We start from the raw sequence: 422 nt of genomic DNA, 5'->3' as shown, positions 1-422 counted from the left end.
ATCTCCGCCAGCGTCTGATAATCCCCACTTGCATTGTGGATATTTCGCAGTACAAAAATAACCCAGCCATACACCCACCAAGGCGTGACCGAGCAAGCCCGCTGCGGCAAAGACCCTTGGTAATATAGGTTATTAATAGCTTGTCACCGTGCTGGATGAGTAGTACGATCCAAGAAGGTGCCTTCACCTGATCTTCTCACAAGGAGCGAACATGAAGAAAACCCTGATAACCATGGTGCTTTTGCTCGGCGCCCTGCTGAGCGCTTGCGGAGACGGCACGCAGCCGCAGCAGTCTGACTCCGCGTCCAGACCCGCGCCAGAACCCGCGTCCGTGAAAAAATCCCAGCTTCAAGACGTCAAGCCGGCGGAAGTCGTGTCTCTCTCGCTCAAAGACCTTGGCCTTCCTGCGGACGCCGACGAGG

Annotated in this window: 1 pseudogene; it reads left to right on the top strand. The window is 55.7% G+C overall.

The annotated features are described in order from the left end of the window. Positions 1-211 precede the first annotated feature (211 nt). Positions 212-422 (top strand): annotated as a pseudogene (locus VTU_RS26250) (hypothetical protein); the annotation flags it as partial.

Source organism: Verminephrobacter aporrectodeae subsp. tuberculatae At4, from assembly GCF_000193225.1.
Classification (GTDB): Bacteria; Pseudomonadota; Gammaproteobacteria; order Burkholderiales; family Burkholderiaceae_C; genus Acidovorax; species Acidovorax aporrectodeae.
The sequence above is the reverse complement of the archived record's forward strand: the minus strand, read 5'-3'. Positions and strand labels throughout refer to the sequence as shown.